At 66.5% G+C, this 16,582-nt stretch carries 15 protein-coding genes; 9 read left to right on the top strand and 6 right to left on the bottom strand.

Annotation, left to right across the window (positions count from 1 at the left end):
• Positions 1-120 precede the first annotated feature (120 nt).
• Together FHW81_RS02840 and FHW81_RS02845 are read left to right on the top strand one after the other, a co-directional pair.
• Positions 121-1,227 (top strand): NADH:flavin oxidoreductase/NADH oxidase, encoded by a 1,107-nt coding sequence (locus tag FHW81_RS02840; protein ID WP_003100683.1) that lies wholly within the window; start codon positions 121-123, stop codon positions 1,225-1,227.
• A gap of 188 nt (positions 1,228-1,415) precedes the next feature.
• Complete coding sequence (locus tag FHW81_RS02845; RefSeq protein WP_003100685.1) at positions 1,416-1,766, top strand: hypothetical protein; 351 nt, start codon at positions 1,416-1,418, stop codon at positions 1,764-1,766.
• 12 nt (positions 1,767-1,778) lie between these two features.
• Here the strand turns inward: FHW81_RS02845 and nalC are convergent, their stop codons facing one another.
• A complete protein-coding gene (nalC, locus tag FHW81_RS02850) occupies positions 1,779-2,420 on the bottom strand; it encodes an efflux system transcriptional repressor NalC (RefSeq protein ID WP_031633792.1) in 642 nt (213 codons plus the stop codon).
• A 204-nt stretch (positions 2,421-2,624) separates the two neighbouring features.
• Here nalC and FHW81_RS02855 point away from each other — a divergent pair, with 204 nt between their 5' ends.
• From FHW81_RS02855 to FHW81_RS02865, 3 genes are all read left to right on the top strand, one after another.
• Complete coding sequence (locus tag FHW81_RS02855; RefSeq protein ID WP_003100688.1) at positions 2,625-3,050, top strand: hypothetical protein; 426 nt, start codon at positions 2,625-2,627, stop codon at positions 3,048-3,050.
• Between the two features lie 7 nt (positions 3,051-3,057).
• Complete coding sequence (gene armR, locus FHW81_RS02860; protein WP_003100689.1) at positions 3,058-3,219, top strand: MexR antirepressor ArmR; 162 nt, start codon at positions 3,058-3,060, stop codon at positions 3,217-3,219.
• Between the two features lie 147 nt (positions 3,220-3,366).
• The gene (locus FHW81_RS02865; RefSeq protein WP_003143206.1) at positions 3,367-4,608 is read left to right on the top strand and encodes a CynX/NimT family MFS transporter; all 1,242 of its coding nucleotides are present in this window, start codon (positions 3,367-3,369) and stop codon (positions 4,606-4,608) included.
• Positions 4,609-4,706: 98 nt separating this feature from the next.
• Here FHW81_RS02865 and FHW81_RS02870 read toward each other — a convergent pair whose 3' ends face one another.
• Positions 4,707-5,048, bottom strand: a complete 342-nt coding sequence (locus FHW81_RS02870; protein ID WP_003092567.1) for an FKBP-type peptidyl-prolyl cis-trans isomerase — start codon at positions 5,046-5,048, stop codon at positions 4,707-4,709.
• A 210-nt stretch (positions 5,049-5,258) separates the two neighbouring features.
• Between FHW81_RS02870 and FHW81_RS02875 the strand changes: the two genes are divergently transcribed.
• Positions 5,259-6,959: a WG repeat-containing protein gene (locus FHW81_RS02875; RefSeq protein WP_016852519.1), complete on the top strand. Its 1,701-nt coding sequence runs from the start codon at positions 5,259-5,261 to the stop codon at positions 6,957-6,959.
• A gap of 78 nt (positions 6,960-7,037) precedes the next feature.
• Here FHW81_RS02875 and FHW81_RS02880 read toward each other — a convergent pair whose 3' ends face one another.
• The 3 genes from FHW81_RS02880 to FHW81_RS02890 form a co-directional block, all read right to left on the bottom strand.
• A complete protein-coding gene (locus FHW81_RS02880) occupies positions 7,038-7,841 on the bottom strand; it encodes a hypothetical protein (RefSeq protein ID WP_023089407.1) in 804 nt (267 codons plus the stop codon).
• Positions 7,842-7,961: 120 nt separating this feature from the next.
• A complete protein-coding gene (locus FHW81_RS02885; RefSeq protein ID WP_003092560.1) occupies positions 7,962-8,603 on the bottom strand; it encodes a response regulator transcription factor in 642 nt (213 codons plus the stop codon).
• A gap of 323 nt (positions 8,604-8,926) precedes the next feature.
• On the bottom strand, positions 8,927-10,789 hold the full coding sequence (locus FHW81_RS02890) for an NAD(P)/FAD-dependent oxidoreductase (RefSeq protein ID WP_003113842.1): 1,863 nt from the start codon (positions 10,787-10,789) through the stop codon (positions 8,927-8,929).
• A gap of 321 nt (positions 10,790-11,110) precedes the next feature.
• Between FHW81_RS02890 and FHW81_RS02895 the strand changes: the two genes are divergently transcribed.
• A complete protein-coding gene (locus FHW81_RS02895) occupies positions 11,111-11,806 on the top strand; it encodes a tellurite resistance TerB family protein (protein ID WP_003106298.1) in 696 nt (231 codons plus the stop codon).
• A gap of 36 nt (positions 11,807-11,842) precedes the next feature.
• Here the strand turns inward: FHW81_RS02895 and FHW81_RS02900 are convergent, their stop codons facing one another.
• Positions 11,843-12,748 carry a LysR family transcriptional regulator gene (locus FHW81_RS02900; RefSeq protein ID WP_016562202.1) on the bottom strand — a complete coding sequence of 302 codons (906 nt, stop codon included), beginning with the start codon at positions 12,746-12,748 and terminating at the stop codon, positions 11,843-11,845.
• Positions 12,749-12,919: 171 nt separating this feature from the next.
• Here FHW81_RS02900 and FHW81_RS02905 point away from each other — a divergent pair, with 171 nt between their 5' ends.
• Together FHW81_RS02905 and FHW81_RS02910 are read left to right on the top strand one after the other, a co-directional pair.
• On the top strand, positions 12,920-14,593 hold the full coding sequence (locus FHW81_RS02905; protein WP_033980654.1) for a GMC family oxidoreductase: 1,674 nt from the start codon (positions 12,920-12,922) through the stop codon (positions 14,591-14,593).
• A 108-nt stretch (positions 14,594-14,701) separates the two neighbouring features.
• Positions 14,702-16,321, top strand: a complete 1,620-nt coding sequence (locus tag FHW81_RS02910; protein ID WP_016562201.1) for an MFS transporter — start codon at positions 14,702-14,704, stop codon at positions 16,319-16,321.
• Positions 16,322-16,582 lie beyond the last annotated feature (261 nt).

Here is a 16,582-nt window from a genome sequence, read left to right on the forward strand (position 1 = left end):
CTCAAGCCGTCTTCCGCCAGGAGGGCGGCTGCTTTATGTCGCTTGGGCCGTTGGCCTCCGCGAACCCGGTCTAAAGTTCAGGTGTGAGCACTTATTCCAAGACCGACCGGGAGTCCTGCCATGAGTCTGCTGTTCGAGCCTCTTAGCCTGCGTCAAATCACCTTGCCCAACCGCATCGCCGTATCGCCCATGTGCCAGTACTCGGCGCAGGAGGGCCTGGCCAACGACTGGCATCTCGTGCACCTGGGCAGCCGCGCGGTGGGCGGCGCCGGCCTGGTGATAGTCGAAGCCACCGCGGTGTTGCCCGAGGGGCGCATCACCGCTGACGACCTCGGCATCTGGAGCGACGCGCATGTCGAGCCGTTGCATCGCATCACCCGTTTCATCGAATCCCAGGGCGCGGTCGCCGGGGTCCAGCTGGCCCACGCCGGGCGCAAGGCGAGTACCTGGCGGCCGTGGCTGGGCAAGCACGGCAGCGTGCCGATCGGCGACGGCGGCTGGATACCGGTGGCGCCGTCGGCGATCCCGTTCGATCCCCAGCACACGACCCCCGAGGCCCTGAGCGAGGCGCAGATCGAGGCGCTGGTGCAGGCCTTCGTACGCGCCGCCGAGCGCTCCCTGGCTGCCGGCTTCAAGGTCGCGGAGGTGCATGCGGCCCACGGCTACCTGTTGCATCAGTTCCTCTCGCCGCTGTCGAACCAGCGTCGCGACCAGTACGGCGGCTGCTTCGAGAACCGCATCCGCCTGCTTCTGCAGGTCACCGCCGCGGTGCGCAAGGCCTGGCCGCAAGAGTTGCCGCTATTCGTGCGGCTGTCCGCCACCGACTGGGTGGAGGATGGCTGGAACCCCGACGAGACCGTGGAACTGGCCCGGCGCCTGAAGGACCTGGGCGTGGACCTGATCGACGTGTCTTCCGGCGGTACCGCGGCGAATGCGGAAATCCCGGTAGGACCGGGCTACCAGACCGAGTTCGCCGAACGGGTGAAGAAGGAGGCCGGCATCGCCAGCGGCACGGTGGGCATGATCACCGAGCCGGTGCAGGCCGAGCATATCCTGCGCACCGGTCAGGCCGACCTGATCCTGCTTGCCCGTGAACTGCTGCGCGATCCGTACTGGCCGTTGCACGCCGCCGACGAACTGCGCAACGAGCAGATGCCCTGGCCGCCGCAGTACCTGCGAGCCGCTCATCGCAGCACGCCGCCGCGCAAATCCCTGGAAATGCAGTGAGCCGTCGGGGCCGTCGGCGCGGCGAGGCGCTGGCGGCCCACCTGATGGAAACCTTTGCCGACCTTGGCGGTCTGCCTGGCATCAGGAAATCAACCTGAGCGTTTCGTGGGAGATATTGCGTAATGGCAATATGATGTTATTCTCCCGCGACGTTCGCTCCGGACCGCACTTCGAGAAAGGATGCTCGCATGCACGCCAACGCCGGTTCTCCCCACGCCTCCCTGCCTGACAGCGATGTCGCCCTGCTGGCCAATATCCTGGTCCTGGCGACACGCAACATGAACAACATGACCACCATGCTGGCGCACCTTTCGGTGGAGCTCAGCCAGAGCGAAGAGCCACGCCTGCAACGGGTCGGTCATCGGGTCCTGAACGAACTCTCGGAGCTGGGGGCCGCCCTGGAGACCCAGTGGGACCTGATCGGCGCGCTGGCACGTTTCTCACCCCTGCTCGAACGTACCCTGCCGCGCCAGGAACCCCTGGTCACCGAGATCCACCTCACCGAACTGCCGGGCCAGGCGCTGCCGCCCTCCGCCTGAACGGCGCGTCGCTCAGCCCTGCGCGAGGCGCTGCGACAGGTGTTCCAGGTAGCAGGCGATGATGTCCACCGACAGCTTGAGGCGGGTTTCCAGCAGCGCCATGGTCGGCTGGAAGTCGGCCACGCTGAGGGCCTTGAGGAACAGGTCGGCCTTGAGCATCTCGAGAAACTGGCAGGCCACCGCGTAGAGCGTTTCCTCGTCCATGTGGGGAGCAACCGCGGCCAGTCGCTCGCTGAGCAGCAGATAGCTCTGCTGCGGCCCCTGCTCGTAGAAGGACTTGCCGATCGCCGGAAACCGCGGGGATTCCGCTACCACCAGGCGATAGAGGCTCTGGCAGCGGGGATCGAGCAGGCTGGTGAGAAAGCGCCGGCCGAAATGCTCGAGGGTGGCGCTCAGTGTGGCGGCGGGGCGCGGCTGATCGGCGCTGTCGTCGAAGATTTCCTCGATCATGTGGGCGATCACCGCGGCGAACAGGCCCTCCTTGCCGCCGAAGGAGCTGTACAGGGTCCCCCGTGAACCACCGGCCCGTTCTATCACCATGTCCAGGGTGGTGCCTTCGAAACCGTGTTCGAGAAAGGCCTGGGTAGCGGCGTCGAGCATGGCGCGGCGGCGTTGCCTGCCGCGTTCGGTCAGACGGGGGGACGCATCGTTCATGAGCGGTATCGGGCCTCGCGGGGTGGCGGTCGGAAGGTGCGCATGGTGGGCCGTCGGGACGGTCCGTTCAAGCCTCCAGGCGGTTTGCTGAGAGCGTTTCTCGTTAGGGTTGACGCTGGTCATTTAAGAACTGTATCGTACAGTACTGTTTTGGCAAGCACTTCCGCTCATTCCTCCGCCTTGCCTCCCCGCAGGAGTCCCCCCATGAATGCCCCCGCTAAGAGCCTGTTGGATATCGATGCCTTTCCCTTGGTCCAGGTCCGCGAGATGCCCCGCGAGCTGGCCGATGTCGAGCGCTGGTTGGAGGAGGTCGAGGCGCTGCTGGCCGTCGAGCGCGATTTCGCCCTGGTCTATCCGCCGCTCCCGCAGGAAACAGCTGAAGGCGACCAGCAGGCGCGCAAGCGCCTGGTGTTGTGGCTCAAGGAAAATCGCCAGCGCTTCGTCGAGCATTGCCGGGGCATCCTGCTCAGTGCCAACGGCCAGCCGGACAACCTCGCCGACCTGCAGCAACTGGCGCCGGTGCTGCAGGCTGTCTACGGCCCGCCGGTGAGCGTGGCGCCGGACCTGGCGTCCGCCCGCGGCATGGCGAAGGCACTGCTGAGCGGGCCGGCGACGGGGATGAACTGGTGACGCCGCCATGTCCCTGAACACTCCGCGCAACAAACCGTCCCGCACCGAGACCGAAGCTGTCGCTGCCAGCTCGGGACGATCCGCCGTCGGTCGGCGGGATTACACCGAGCAGCTGCGCCGGGCAGCCCGGCGCAATGCCTGGGACCTCTACGGCGAGCACTTCTACTGAGCGGGCGTGCCGGATTGCCATTGGTGCGGGCGATGGAACACATCGTTTGATTCCTGGGCTCTTTACCTCAAGTTAACTTGAGCTATCAGAATCCGCGCAGAGCGTCTGGCGATCTTGCCGGGCGCCACTCCATGCCCGGAGGCAACGATGGATAGCCCGTCCACTCTCGCTCGTCCGCACCCCCAGGCCAGCCCGCGATGGCTGGCAGTTGCCAATGTGATCTTCGCCGGCATCGCCGCTGCCCTGCATGTCGGCAAGGCGACCATCGCCCTGCCGTCGCTGCAACGGAGCTTCGGCGGCGACCTCGCCGCGCTGAGCTGGATCATGTCCGCCTTTCCGTTCGTCGGCGTATTCGGCGGCATCGCCGCCGGCCTCCTGGTGCGTTGTTGGGGAGATCGCCGGCTGCTGACCGTTGGGCTGGCGATTCTCGGCGGGGCGAGCCTGCTCGGTGCGTCGATGCAGGACTTCGCCTGGTTGCTTGCCACTCGCTTCGTCGAAGGGCTCGGTTTCCTCATCGTGGTAGTGGCGGCGCCCGCCGTGTTGCACAGGATCACCAGCGAGACGCGGCGCAGCGTGGTGTTCGGTCTGTGGAGCACCTTCATGGCAGGCGGAATCGCCCTCTCGATGCTGTTCGGGCCGCTGCTCGCGGACTGGCGTGCCGACTGGCAACTGAGCGCACTGCTGGTACTGGTCGCGGCGCTGCTGCTGCCGCTCAGCGTCCCTGCCGACGATGGGTGCAGGGCGGCAGGCGTGAGGCCGGCCGGTCTTGGCGCGTTGCTCAAGGTTCCGGCGATCACCCTGCTGGCGCTCGGCTTCACCACCTACAACCTGCAGTTCTTCGCCCTGATGACGTTCCTCCCCGTGTTCCTCATGCAGCGCCTGGGCGTCGCCCTGGAGACTGCGGGACTCATCGGCGCGGCCATCGTCGCGGCGAACGCCCTGGGCAATGTCGCGGCGGGCTTCATCCTTTCCCGCGGCATACGTCCCGGCGCCTTGCTGGCGAGCACCGCGATCCTGATGGGACTCACCGGTGCGGCGTTCTTCCATGCCGCGACGCCGGGACTCCTGGCGATTGCGCTGGGGTTCGTCTTCTCGGCGGTCGCCGGCATGCTTCCCACCACCGTGCTGGCGACCGCGCCGCTGGCCTCGCCCGCGCCTTCGCTGACGCCACTGGCCATCGGCTGGGTAATGCAGGGCAACTACCTGGGGCAGGTGATCGGCCCCTTGCTGATCGGCCTGATCGTCAGCCGTTTCGACTGGTCGGGCGCGATCGGCCTGATGCTGGTCGCGGGCGCGGCGGGGGCCGTCCTGGGGTTCTGCCTGCTGCGTGCGCTGGACGGCCTGCCTCGCGCCATTGCCACGGGTTCCGCGGCTCGCCCCGCGGATTAGAAGAGAAACCGGCTTCGTGCAGGGCGGGTAGCCGAGCGACTATTCGTCCTGCGCATTGGTTCGGCACGGGCGGCCAGAGGCCGCCGCCGTCCCTCGGCTCAGTCGTCGCGGGTGAGCACTTCCAGCAGTTCGATCTCGAACAGCAGGTTGGAGTGGGGCTTGATGTGCGCGCCGACCTGCCGTTCGCCGTAGGCCAGGTGGGAAGGGACGAACAGCCGTCGCTTGCCACCGACCTTCATGCCCATCAGGCCCTGGTCCCAACCCTTGATCACTCGTCCGGTGCCGATCACGCACTGGAATGGCCGGCCGCGCTCGTAGGAGGAGTCGAACAGCGTGCCGTCTTCCAGGGTGCCCTTGTACTGGGTGGTGATCAGCGCACCCTTCACTACCTCCTTGCCGTCGCCCAGGAGGAGGTCTTCGATCTGCAGTCGGTCGTTCATGGGGCGGTACCTGCGCGGTTTGCGGAAAGCCGCGATTCTGCCAGCAAGCGCGCCGCCTGTCGCCGAGCCGACGGATCAGGGCATTGCCAGGCGGTCCGCGGCACGGGCATCATGCCCGCGCCTTTCCGTCGGGAAGGCTACCGCGTTCCGCGATGTCGCGCGCATCGCGGCTGGACACATATCTCAGGGATCATACGAGAACATATCCGCATGCAAAGACTGTCGCGTATCGGCCGCAACACCCTCGCCGTCTCCGTTTCCACCTTGCTCCTCAGCGCCTGCAACCAGGGCGACGATGCGCCGAAGCCTGCGGCGGTCGCGCCGCAACCGGCCGCACCGAGCATGGCTGCACTGAGCATCCCGCTATGCCTCAACGGCCAGTGCGCGGTGATCGACCAGGACGCCAAGCTGCTCGTGCCGTTCGACAACGACTACGACAATATCGTCGCCAGCGCCTACCAGGGCACCCTGATGGCGGCGCGCGAGGAGCGCTGGAACCTGATCCAGGCGAAGGACGGCAAGGTGTTGCGCGACGATATCGGCGAAGCCCTGTCGCTGCTCACCCCCAACCTCTATGGCTTCGTCCGCGATGGCAAGTACGGCGTGGTCGACGGCCAGGGCAAGGAAGTCCAGGCGCCGCGTTTCGACGACATCTACCCCAACAGTGCCAACGAATTCATCATCTACGAGATCGATGGCAAGCGCGGCATCCTCGATGCCAAGGGCAAGCAGCTCACCGAGGCGCTCTACGACACCACCCTGGTCAACGGCAGCGTCGCCGAACACGGCGGCTTGATCAGCGCCGAGCGTGGCGAGGAGAAGTGGATCATCAACCTCGCTACCGGCGAACAGAAGGCCGTGGCCTACGAGAGCCTGGGCGACCTCCACGACGGCGTGATGAGCGCCAGCGTCATCGGCAAGGGCTCCCAACTGGTGGATGCCAAGGGCGACGTGGTCGGTGACGGCAAGAGCTACGATTACCTGGGCACCCCGGCCAACGGTCTGGTCGCGTTCCGCGAGAAGTACGACAGCCCCTGTGGCTACCTCGACTACCAGGGCAAGGTGGCGATCGCCGCCCAGTTCGCCGGTTGCGGCGCCTTCGGCAAGCAGGGCGGGCTGGCCCAGCAGCGCATGGAAGATGGCTCGTCGGGCAAGTACGGCCTGATCGATCGCAGCGGCGCCTGGAAGGTGCAGCCGCAGTACGATTCGGCCGACAGCGCCGGCCTCACCGCGCTTGGCTACACCGTCGACGTGCCCGGGCTGGCTGCCGTCGGCGTGAGCACCGGCCTGTTCAGCGCCGACTTCGGCATCTTCAACCTCGACGAAGGCAGCGAGTGGGTGAAGCCGGGTTATGCGCAGATCGGCGCGCTGGGCAACGACCTGTTCGTCGTGGCGAAGAAGGGCGGGCCGCAGAAGACCGTCAGCTTCATGGGTTCGGAAAGCCAGGTGCCGGTGGTGGGCCTGATGGACCGCAGCGGCAAGATGCTGCTGGAGCCGGGCGAACTGATCAGCATCCAGTCTGCGTATGACGGTCGTTTCCTGGAAGCTCTCGACGGTATGGACAACGCTGCCCACACCGTGTTGCTCGATCGCCAGGGACGCACGCTGGTTCCGGCGCTCTGGCAGAAGCTGGAGGTGAATCCGCAGCAGGGTTACATCCTGGGCTACGAAGTCAGCGGCACTGGCGACGAGGCGACGGAAACCTTGCGCGCACTGTACGACCTGAACGGCAAGCCGCGCTTCACCGTGGCCACCACCGATTGCGGCGCCGAACAGTTGCTCGACGGCAATGGCAAGGCGATCTGGCCGCAGGACCCGACGCCGTATTGCCAGTCGGACGAGGAGCAGGGCGACGAAGGCGAGCCGGAGCAGGAGCCCGCCGAAGAGAGCGAAGAAACCAGCGAGAGCTGAGTTCCCTGCGCGCGTCCGCCCCTTGCGGCGGGCGCGCGGTTCCGCTGTTTCGCCGTGGCTGGTGGCCACGGCCTTCCCTCAATGGCGGTGCCAGAAGTCCGAATACTCCTCGAACGGGTAGCGCTCGCCGTCATAGCGCAGCGTGCGCTTCACCGTGCGCAAGGGTTTGCCGTTCTCCGTTTCGCCGTCGCTGACCCGCGAGGTGACGACCAGGTCGGCAAAGCCGTTGGAGCGTCCGCGGCCGAGTTCCAGGGTCAGGTGCGAGACTTCCTGTTCGAACCCGGGCTCGGCGGAGCAGACCGAGCCTTTCAGCGTCCTCCACTGATCCAGGTAGGTATTGAGCACCGGCCGCAGCTTGCCTTCGCCGGCCGGCACCACCAGGGTCAGCAGGTTGTCGAAGCCGGCTTCCGGACAACTGGCGCCACGCGCCACGCTATGGAATACCACGCCGAAGGCGCGCACCGTCGGGCTCAGGCGATAGCGCGCGGTGTCCAGCCAGAGGCTGTCGCTGCCGACGGCGACGGACGCGTCTTCTTCGAAGTCGCTGTCGTAGCGTTCGAGCAGCCTGCCGCTGCGGCTGTCGGCCTTGGCCAATAGCAGATGCGGGTGGCGTTCGCCTTCCACGGCGGTGTCGCCCGGATCCAGGTAGGCCATGGCGATCACCGTCTGCGCGGGGTCGTCCGGCCAGGGCTTGCAGGCCACGGCGAGGAACGGACCGGAAGATTCGTACGAAGGGGCTATCCAGCCATCGTGGCCGACCTGCCTGGCTACGGCGTCAAGCAGTCGCGACGCGCAGGGCTGCGGTTCGCGGGCTTCGGCCTGGCTGGCGAGTCCCAGCAGCAGGAGGCAGAGTCGGGCGGAGAGGCGGCGGTTACGGTCCATGTGAAAAGAGTCCTTTGGCGGAGGCGGGCACGGATGACGCCCGGCGCTGCGGGACATTCTAGCTGCTGCGCGGACCTTGCGAAGCGGGCTGGCGGGGCGGACATATCGCGGCCGCGCTGCTCAGGCCAGGCCGTTTTCCCGGATGTAGATAAAGAGTCCGGCATTGCTGTCCAGGCCAAGCTTGCGCATGGCGCTGCTCTTTTGCGCGCTGATGGTCTGCTTGCTGCGGCACAGTCGGATGGCGATTTCCCCGACCGCCAGGCCGCTGCCGTACAGGCGCAGCACTTCCACTTCGCGCGGGGTGAGTTGTTCGAGGCTGGCCAGCGGCTTGCCGTGCTCGGCTTCGCCCACTTCCAGCAGGTGTGCGATGGAGCGCGAGATGAATGGTCGACGGCCGGCGTGGCGGATCGCCTTGGGCAGATCGTCGAGCATGCCGCGTTTGCTCACCAGGCCGTGAATGCCCAGCTTGAGCAGGGATGAAACGAGTGCCGGGTTGCCGAGCATGGTGACGACGATGATCGGCAGGTCCGGATAGCGCCGCCGGACCTTCTGCACCAGGCGCAAGCCGTCGGCCTGCTGGCTGCCGGGCATCATCAGGTCGGTGATCAGCAGGTCGCAGGGGTGCGCTTCGAGCTGCGCCAGCAAGCCATCGGCGTCCTGGGCCTGGGCGACGATCCGCAGGTCGTCGTACGCACTCAGCAGATAGCGCATGCCGATCAGGGTGAGGGCGTGGTCGTCGACGAGGATGACGCGTGTTTTCATGAAATCGAACCCGATCGAGGTGGAGGTTTCCGCAGCGGCTACCGGCAACGCCGGCAGGCGGATAATCCGCCAGGAGGCAGCTCCGGACGGGCTCGAATTCTAGCGATGGTGTCTGTCGGTTTAATCAGGACTTTTCTGAATGCTAGTAGGAAATTTCCTATGTGTTTTCCCTAGGTTATTTCGAGGGGAGGCCGAGAAACATAGGGTCTTTGAACGGCTTTCGTGGAGTAGGGGTTGAAATCGCTGTCAGTACATTTCTGTCAGTCTTGCTGGACATCGGAAGGGCGCGACGGCAGCGCGGGTTCCGCTGCCGTCGCCGTCCTTCAACCCAGTTCGCGGACTGCCCGCACCGCCTGGTCGATGGCGGCATGGGCGTAGGCATCCCAGGCCGCATCCGAGTTGGCGATGGCGACATTGCCGACCTTGCTTCGCGCCAGTTCCATCAGCGCTTCGCTTTCCGCCTCGTCGTCGTAGAGGGTATTCATGAAGTAGGAGTAGCCGTGCGACCAGCGGTTCACGGTGATGCCGGTGATGTCGCGGCGGTGGTCGAAGCCCGCCGGGCCGAGCATGGCCTGGAGCTGGTCGCGGATGTCCTTTTCCAGTTGCTCGAAGCTCATCGCGTAGAGCTTGCTGCGGCCTACGCGAGCCTGGGTGCGGGCGTCCATGCCGGCGTTCGGGGTGGTCGGCACGTAGACCATGTGCACGCCGATCGGCTGCCGCGGGTCGCGTGGATGCCGGTAGCTGCCGAGGTCGACCGGGAAGTCCAGCTTGATCCGCGAGTAGGGCAGGGTCGGCGCGTAGATCTCGTGGATGCCGAGGGTCTTCCAGGCCTGCCAGTTGCGCAGCAATACCTTGGTGTACACCAGCGGGAACTTGACGTTCTGGCTCAGCGCGTGGGCCTGCTCCTCGGAGAGGTCGCGCAGCAGGTACGGCACCATCATGTTGTAGCAGGCCATCACGCAGTGCTTGCCGCGTACCCGGTGCAGGCGGCCGGCGCGGCTGTAGCCGACATCGACGCCGCCGGCGCGGTTGCGCACGCTGACGGCGGTGCTGTTCAGGCGCAGGCGCACCGGGTGCCCGGCGAGGTCCAGCTTCGAGTAGTCGAAGCGGGCCATGACGATGTCCTCCATGCCTCGGCCCGGCGCCACCGCGGGGATCAGGTCGCGCACCATGAGCCGAGCCAGCGAGGCGTTGCCGTCGGGGAAATGGTAGATGTACGGCTCGTCCATTTCCGCCTGGGCCTCCTCGCTGGGTTGCGGTAGGCCGAGGGCGTCGAAGCCGGGGAAGCCGGCGGCGTATGCGTCGGCCGCCGGCAGGGCGTCGGCGCCGAGGGCAGAGAAGTCGTTGCTGCGGCCCTGGAAGTACTTCACCGAGGTTTCCGAGAGCCCGACGTTCTTGAGCAGGTAGTCGCGGTAGCTGGTCTTCGCCAGGTAGGTTTCCTTCTCTTCCACGCTCTTGCCGGCAAGATAGTCGCGAGGTGACTCGTACAGCGCGATGAGCGCCTCCCGGTCTTCGCGGCTCAGCGGGAAGTCGCCGATGAAGGCGCGCCAGGAGCGGGCATTGAGACGATCGCGGGGGACCTCGTCGGCAACCATCGGCGTCGGGTCGCCGCTGACCAGCTTGTCCACGCCGAAGCTGGCCTTGTCGAAGAACACCGCGCGGGACAGGCCCAGGCCGGGGTAGAAGTCGGTGTCGAAGGCTGTCTCGAAGCGCTTGAGCTCGACGCCCAGGCGTTTCAGCAGGTGTTTGGCGTCTTCGCTATAGAGGGCGTTCGGCGATTGCAGCGACTCGCTGCCGCCGTAGCCGAGGATAGTGCGCCCGCCGGCCTGGAATTCGTTGCGCTTGGCATGGCCGCCGAAGTCGTCGTGGTTCTCGATGACCAGGATGCGCGCCGCGGGGTGCCGTTCGCGATAGAACCAGGCGGCGGCGAGGCCGCTGATGCCGCCGCCGACCACCACCAGGTCGTATTCCTCTTCGATCGGCAGGTGGTCGACATCGAAGGTCTTCTTCTCCCAGCCCATCTGGTGTGCGACTTCGAAGGCGCCCGGATGGCTACCGCGCAGGCCGGTGAGCGCGGGCGGATAGTAGCGGCCGCCGGGGGCGGCGCGGAGGATCTCGGCGGGGGTCAGGCCTGCGGCGATGGTCAGGGCTACGCCGTTCAGGAAGTCGCGGCGGGAGATGGTCATGGGAAGTCCTTTGCGAGGCAGTGGGTGGCTCGGGGGAGCCATGTTCACAGATTGCTGTTGCGAATGCGCGCGGAGCGGCTGGCGTCGGACGCCGACCCGCAGTCGCAGGCGGGCGCGGAGTTTAGAGGGCCATGCCGGCGCGTCGAAGGGCTTTCTGCTGGCACTAGGCCTCTATCTGGAGAAATGTGACATGTGTCGCGCTTTGCCACGGTGTCCGGGGAGGCCGGCAATATCTCGAAGCAAACTCCCGGCGGGCAGCGCGGACGCGAAGGGCTAGAGTCGGTCGAATCCGGTTGTTACCGAACGTCCTGGAGGTTCCTCATGAATACCCGTGGTTTGCTCGACCAATTGCTCAAGTCCGGGCAGGAAATGTTGCAGAACAAGTCCGGCGGCAAGCCCGGCGCCAGCGGCGGCGGACAGCTCGGCAGCCTGCTTTCCGGCGCCGGCGGCGGAGCCCTGGCGGCCGGCGCCATCGGCCTGCTGCTGGGAAACAAGAAGGCGCGCAAGTTCGGCGGCAAGGCGATCACCTACGGCGGCCTCGCCGCGCTCGGGGTGATCGCCTACAAGGCCTACAACAACTGGCAGCAGCAACAGAACGGCGCCGCGCCGCAGGCGCAGCCGCAGACCGTCGACCGCCTGCCGGAAGCCCAGGCCGAAGTGCATAGCCACGCGATCCTCCAGGCCATCGTCGGTGCGGCCAAGGCCGACGGCCACATCGACGAGCGCGAACGGCAGATGATCGAAGGCGAGGTGGCCAAGCTGACCAGCGACCGCGAGGTGCAGGGCTGGCTGGAGCGCGAGCTGAACAAGCCGCTGGACCCGGCCGAGATCGCCCGTGCCGCGAGCACCCCGGAGATCGCCGCCGAGATGTACCTGGCCAGCCTGCTGATGGTCGACGAGGAAAGCTTCATGGAGCGCTCCTACCTCGAGGAGCTGGCGCGGCAGCTGCGCCTGGAACCCTCGTTCAAGCTGGAGCTGGAGAACCAGGCCAGACAGGCGCTGCAACGCCTGGCCTGAGACGGCGGAGCGTCGTTCCGCGGATAACCGCCGCCATCATGGCGGCGGCGTTGCCGAAGGGCCTAGCAGAACCTCTCGCTCGCGCTGGCACAGCTCCAGCAGGAAGTCCCAGACCACCCGCAGGCGCACCGAGCGGTGCAGCTCCCGCCGGGTGCTCATCCAGTACTCGCGCTGGATGCTTTCCTCGGGCAGCACCGATACCAGCAACGGATCGCGGCTACCCATGAAGTGCGGCAGGATCGCCAGGCCGATGCCGGCCTGTGCCGCCTGCTGCTGGGCGACCACGCTGGTGCTGCGGAACACGACCTGCGGGTGGCGGCAGAAACTGTGGTGGAACATCAGTTCCTGGCTGAACAGCAGGTCGTCGACGTAGCCGATCCACTGGTGCCTGCCGAGGTCGTCGCGGTCGCGCAGCGGCGGCGCCTGTTCCAGGTAGGCGGGGCTGGCGAACAACGCCAGGCGATAGCGGGTCAACAGGCGGGTGATCACCAGGTCGGCGCTCGGCCGGTCGAGGGAGATGGCGATGTCCGCTTCGCGGTTGGTGATGCTGACGAAGCGCGGCACCGAGACCAGCTCGACCTCCAGGCCCGGGTAGTGGCGCATCAATTGCGCCAGGCGCGGAGCGAGGAAGACGCTGCCGAGGCCTTCGGTGACGCCGATGCGGATCTGCCCCAGCGGCGAGATGCTCTGGCTCATTTCTTCCTGGGCGAGCAGCGCGGTGTTCTCCATCGCCTCGGCGTGCTTGAGCAGCGCCTGGCCGGCCGGAGTCAACTGGTAGCCGCCGGTGTGCTGGGCGAACAGTTGGGTGCCGAGGTCGCGCTCGATGTTCTCGATGTGCCGGGCCACCGTGGCGTGAGTGGTGCCGAGACGCTTGGCGGCGGTCAGCAGGCGACCGCTGCGCTGCAACTCAAGGAAGAAACGCAGGTCATTCCAGTCGAACATGGGGAGCGCCTTCTGCCGGGCCGAGGGGGTGTTGTTAGAAAACGAACAATAGCTGCCCCGAAACGTTTGTTTTTTTATCGCGAATGAACGACTAGCCTCAAGCCGTTCGAGACTTGCCGGTCATCCGCAGGTCCGACGGCCCATCACAAGAACGACAAGACGAGGCTCGCCATGCCCGAGGTACTGGATACCTACGACTACCTCATCGTTGGCGCCGGACCTGCCGGCTGCCTGCTGGCCAACCGGCTTTCCGCCGACCCTGCCAACCGTGTCCTGCTGCTGGAAGCCGGCGGCCCGGACAACTATCCCTGGATCCACATTCCCGTCGGCTACCTCTACTGCATCGGCAACCCGCGTACCGACTGGTGCTTCGACACCGACGAGGTCCCCGGGCTCAACGGTCGTTCCCTGAAGTACCCGCGCGGCAAGGTGCTCGGAGGATGCTCCTCGATCAATGGCATGATCTACATGCGTGGCCAGGCCCGCGACTACGACCAGTGGGTGGCCGAAGGCAATCCGGGCTGGAGCTGGAGAGAGCTGCTGCCGCTGTTCCGCAGGATGGAGGACCATTTCGCCGGGACCAGCGAAATGCACGGCGCCGGCGGCGAATGGCGGGTAGAACGCCAGCGGCTCTCTTGGAAGCTGCTCGATGCCTTCCAGCAGGCGGCGGCGCAGACCGGCATCGCCAGCGTCGAGGATTTCAACGGTGGCGACAACGAAGGCTGCGGCTACTTCCAGGTCAACCAGCGCGGCGGGGTGCGCTGGAATGCCTCGAAAGGCTTCCTGCGCGGCATCGCCCAGCGCGCCAACCTGACGGTTCTGACCCATGCCGAAGTCCAGCGAGTGCTCCTCGAGGACGGCCGCGCCAGGGCCCTGTCGGTCCGTTGGCAGGGCCGCGAGCAGCGCTTCGAGGCGCGCCGCGAGATCGTCCTGAGCGCCGGCGCGATCGGTTCGCCGTGCCTGCTGCAACGCTCCGGGATCGGCCCGCGGGACCTGCTGGAGCAGCTCGGCGCCGGGGTCGTCCACGAGTTGCCCGGGGTCGGTGGCAATCTCCAGGATCACCTGCAGCTGCGCATGATCTACAAGGTCGACGGCGTTCCCACCCTCAACCAGATCGCCGGCAGCCTATGGGGCAAGCTGGGCATGGGCCTGCGCTACCTGGCGAGCCGCAGCGGGCCGTTGTCGATGGCGCCGAGCCAACTGGGCGCCTTCGCCCGCTCCGATCCGCAGCAGCCCTCGGCCAACCTCGAATACCACGTCCAGCCGCTCTCGCTGGATCGCTTCGGCGAGCCGCTGCATGCCTTCCCTGCGTTCACCGCGTCGGTCTGCGACCTGCGTCCGCACAGCCGGGGAACGGTGCGCATCCGCTCGCTCGACCTGGGCGAGGCGCCGTCGATCCAGCCCAACTACCTGAGCGATCCGCGCGACCTGAAGGTCGCCGCCGACGCCATACGCCTGACCCGCCGCATCGCCGCCGCACCGGCGCTGGCCGCCTTCCGTCCGCAGGAATACAAGCCCGGCCCGGAATACCGCAGCGAAGAGGATCTGCAGCGCGCTGCGGCGGAGATCGGCACCACCATCTTCCACCCTGCCGGCACCTGCCGCATGGGCCAGGGGCCGCAAGCGGTGGTGGATGCGCAATTGAGGGTGCACGGAATCCCCGGCCTGCGCATCGCCGATGCCTCGATCATGCCCAGCCTGACCTCCGGCAACACCTGTTCGCCGGTGCTGGTGATCGCCGAGAAGGCGGCGCAGATGATTCTCGCCGAGCGCCGCCGCGAGGCCGCGCCGCAGGTCGTCGAAAGCGCCATGGCGGCCGGCGGCAAGGAGGCGGTGGAGGCCTGAGGATCGCTACACCCCGTATCGCGTGGCGCCCGGCGCCGCAGCGGTCGACGCTGAAAACGGAAATGGCAGACAACAATAAGAGCCCCCACAAGGGGCGGGAGAGCCGCAATGACCGAGTACGCAACGACCCCTTCCTACACAGTGCCTGCGACCACGCCCCAGGAGGAGCGCAAGGTGATCTTCGCCTCCTCGCTGGGCACGGTCTTCGAGTGGTACGACTTCTTCCTCTACGGCGCCCTGGCGGCGGTGATCAGCAAGCAGTTCTTCGCCGGCGTCAACGACACCACGGCCTTCATCTTCGCCCTGATGGCCTTCGCCGCCGGCTTCCTGGTGCGGCCCTTCGGCGCGCTGGTGTTCGGCCGCCTGGGCGACATGATCGGGCGCAAGTACACCTTCCTGGTGACCATCCTGTTGATGGGGTTGTCGACCTTCGCTGTCGGCCTGCTGCCCACCTATACCTCGATCGGGGTCGCCGCGCCGATCATCCTGGTCACCTTGCGCATGCTCCAGGGCCTGGCCCTGGGCGGCGAGTACGGCGGCGCGGCGATCTATGTCGCCGAGCACGCCCCGGCGAACAAGCGCGGTAGCTACACCAGTTGGATCCAGTCCACCGCGACCCTCGGCCTGTTGCTCTCGCTGCTGGTGATCCTGGCCTGTCGCCAGTTGACCGGCGACGAGTTCGAGACCTGGGGCTGGCGCCTGCCATTCCTGCTGTCCATCGTCCTGCTGGGCATCTCCACCTGGATCCGCCTGTCCATGCGCGAGTCGCCAGCGTTCCTCAAGATGAAGGCCGAGGGCAAGGTCAGCAAGGCGCCGCTGCGCGAGTCCTTCACCCAGTGGGGCAACCTGAAGGTGGTGCTGACCGCGCTGTTCAGCATCAATGCCGGCCAGGCGGTGACCTTCTACACGGCGCAGTTCTACGTGCTGTTCTTCCTTACCCAGGTGCTCAAGGTCGATGGCGGCACCGCCAACGGTCTGCTGATCGTCGCCCTGGTGCTTGGCGCGCCGTTCTTCATCGTCGCCGGCTGGCTGTCCGACCGCATCGGCCGCAAGCCGGTGCTGCTGGCCGGCCTGTTGCTCGCCACGCTGTTCTACTTCCCGCTGTTCAAGGGCCTGACCCACTACGCCAACCCGGCCATCGACCAGGCCAGCCGGCAGTCGCCGATCAGCGTGGTGGCCGACCCGGCGACCTGCACTTTCCAGTTCGACCCGGTAGGCAAGGCGACCTTCGACAGCCCCTGCGACAAGGTCAAGACCTTCCTGGTCAAGGCCGGCCTGCCCTACTCGACGGTGGCGGCGCCCGCCGGCAGCGACGTCAGGGTGCGGATCGGCGAGACCGAGATCGCCGGCTTCGACGCCGAAGCGATGGCGGCCGCGGTGAAGACGGCAGGCTATCCGCAGCAGGCCGACGGCAGCCAGGTGAACAAGCCGATGGTGATCGCTATCATCTTCGCTCTGGTACTGATCTCCACCCTCTGCTACGGCCCGCTGGCGGCGCTGATGGTCGAACTGTTCCCGACCCGCATCCGCTATTCCTCGCTGTCCCTGCCGTACCATATCGGCAACGGCTGGTTCGGCGGCTTCCTGCCCACGGTCTCGTTCGCCCTGGTGGTGTACACCGGCGACATCTTCTACGGCCTCTGGTATCCGGTGCTGATCACCGGCGGTAGCCTGGTCTGCGCCTTGCTGTTCCTCCGCGAAACCCGCCATACCGACATCCACCGGTGAAATCGCGCCCCGTTCCCGGCATGGGAACGGGGCGCACATTCCCTCCGTGATGAGCCTGTCTTCTCAGAAAAGTCTGGCTTGCCAGTTTTCTTTCTTTCTCTTTCTGCCACACTTCTGGCGTCAAAAAACGCCTTTCCAGCGCCTACAATAGCGGGAAAACCCTATGGCGCTGCTTGCCGGTGCCGGGGACGGCCTATACAGTCCGCGCGATTGACGGGCCGTTGTGGCGGCAGGAACGAATCCGGACTCGAGTCTTGGGGA

Source organism: Pseudomonas sp. RC10-4-2, from assembly GCF_050433085.1.
GTDB lineage: Bacteria > Pseudomonadota > Gammaproteobacteria > Pseudomonadales > Pseudomonadaceae > Pseudomonas > Pseudomonas aeruginosa.